This is a genomic window from Intrasporangium flavum (assembly GCF_001956915.1).
GTDB lineage: Bacteria > Actinomycetota > Actinomycetes > Actinomycetales > Dermatophilaceae > Monashia > Monashia flava.
In genome coordinates, this window is sequence record NZ_MLJO01000051.1 from 1 (window position 1) to 1,968 (window position 1,968).

General features: G+C 73.2%; 3 protein-coding genes. All 3 read left to right on the forward strand.

What is annotated here, in order from left to right; translation table 11 throughout:
- Nucleotides 1-41: 41 nt before the first annotated feature.
- Nucleotides 42-1,052: a cation diffusion facilitator family transporter gene (locus BIV28_RS19590; RefSeq protein ID WP_076264205.1), complete on the forward strand. Its 1,011-nt coding sequence runs from the start codon at nt 42-44 to the stop codon at nt 1,050-1,052.
- Nucleotides 1,049-1,558 (forward strand): methylated-DNA--[protein]-cysteine S-methyltransferase, encoded by a 510-nt coding sequence (locus BIV28_RS19595; protein WP_076264204.1) that lies wholly within the window; start codon nt 1,049-1,051, stop codon nt 1,556-1,558. Before BIV28_RS19590 ends, BIV28_RS19595 begins: the two co-directional genes overlap by 4 nt.
- A gap of 113 nt (nt 1,559-1,671) precedes the next feature.
- A partial coding sequence (locus BIV28_RS19600) for an RNA polymerase sigma factor (protein ID WP_278247789.1) occupies nt 1,672-1,968 on the forward strand: 297 nt, incomplete at its 3' end.

The window sequence follows — 1,968 nt, forward strand, 5'->3', positions numbered from 1 at the left end:
GCGACGCCGACCCCGACCGCAGCCAGACCAGCCCCGACACCGTGCCCACCGCGGCCACCGCGTCGGCCGACGCCCGACGCGGCCTGCAGACCCGCGACCTCAGCCGGTTCGCCTACCTGTCGATTGCGGCGGCGATCGTCACCATCACCCTCAAGGTCATCGCGTGGCGGCTCACCGGCTCGGTCGGCCTGCTCTCCGACGCCGCCGAGTCGGTCGTCAACCTCGTCGCCGCCGTCGCCGTCCTCGTCGCCCTCAAGGTCGCGGCCATGCCGGCCGACAAGAACCACCACTTCGGCCACACCAAGGCCGAGTACTTCTCGGCGGCCATCGAGGGGGTCATGATCTTCGTGGCCGCGGTCGTCATCATGTGGTCCTCCGTCGACCGGTTCCTGCACCCCCAGCCGATCGAGAACGTCGGCATCGGCCTGGCCATCTCCGTCGTCGCCTCGGCGGTCAACGGCGGCGTGGCCGTCGTCCTGCTGCGCGCCGGTCGCCGCTACCGCTCGCTCACCCTCACGGCCGACGGCAAGCACCTCATGACCGACGTCTGGACCTCCGCCGGCGTCGTCGTCGGCGTCCTCGTCGTCGCCCTCACCGGCATCGAGCGCCTGGACCCCCTCGTGGCCTTCCTCGTCGGGCTCAACATCGTCTGGACCGGCTGGAAGCTCATCCGCGAGTCCACCGAGGGCCTGATGGACATCTCGATGTCCAAGGAGGACAACGCTGCGATCGCCGACATCCTGTCGCGCTTCGTCACCTCCGAGGTGCACTTCCACGCCCTGCGCACGCGCGAGTCGGGCCACCACCGGTTCGCCGAGGTGCACGTGCTCGTCCCCGGCGCGTGGACCGTCACCAAGGGCCACGACCTCGTCGAGGAGGTCGAGGCCGCGGTGCACCGCGAGTTCGGCGACATCGCCCTGACCTGCCACCTCGAGCCGCGCGAGGACCCCCGCGCGTACGGCGACTACTCGGCCGAGTTCCCCGTGCCGACGCACGAGGACATCCTCGCCGCGCACGACGCCGACACCTCCTCAGGAGGCTCGACGCGGTGAGCGCCACGCACGTCGTCGTCCCCTCGCCCATCGGCGACCTCACGGTCGTCGCCGAGGACGGCGCCGTGACGCACCTGCTCATGGACGCCGCGAAGTACCGTCCGGGCGACGACGTCCTCGGCGGGCCGGGCGACCCCGCCGACGAGCCCTTCGCCGCCGCCGCGGTCCAGCTCGCCGCGTACTTCACCGGCGCCCTCACCGAGTTCGACCTGCCGCTCGCGCCCCGGGGCGACGCCTTCCACCAGAAGGTGTGGGCCCTGCTGCGCCAGATCCCCTACGGCGAGACCCGCAGCTACGGCGACCTCGCCCGCGCCCTCGGCGACCGCAACCTGGCCCAGGCCGTCGGCACCGCCAACGGCCGCAACCCGATCGCGGTCGTCGTGCCGTGCCACCGCGTCATCGGCGCCGACGGCTCGCTCGTCGGGTACGCGGGCGGCCTCGAGCGCAAGCGGTTCCTCCTCGCCCTCGAGGAGCCCGGCGCCGACGACGCCGGCCGCCTCTTCTGACCGCTCCCCGGGCTCCCCGTCCGGCCGCTCCCCTCTCTCCATCGAGTGAGCAGCTCGTCCCATCGGTCACACTGGGCACCTCACACTTCCGGGGGCCGGAGCGTCTACAGGGCATGAAGCGACCGTTCGAGCAGGCCGTCACCGAGCACGGGGCCGTCGTGCTGCGCGTGTGCCGTGCCGTCCTCGGCCCGACCGAGGCCGACGACGCGTGGTCCGAGACGTTCCTCGCGGCCCTGCGGGCCTGGCCCGACCTGCCCGACGACGCGAACGTCCGGGCGTGGCTCGTCACGATCGCCCACCGCAAGGCCGTCGACGTCGCCCGCGCGGGCGCACGGCGCGCCCACCCGGTGGCCGACGTGCCCGAGACCACCGCCCCACGCGGCGACGAGCCCGACGCCGCCCTCGCCGAC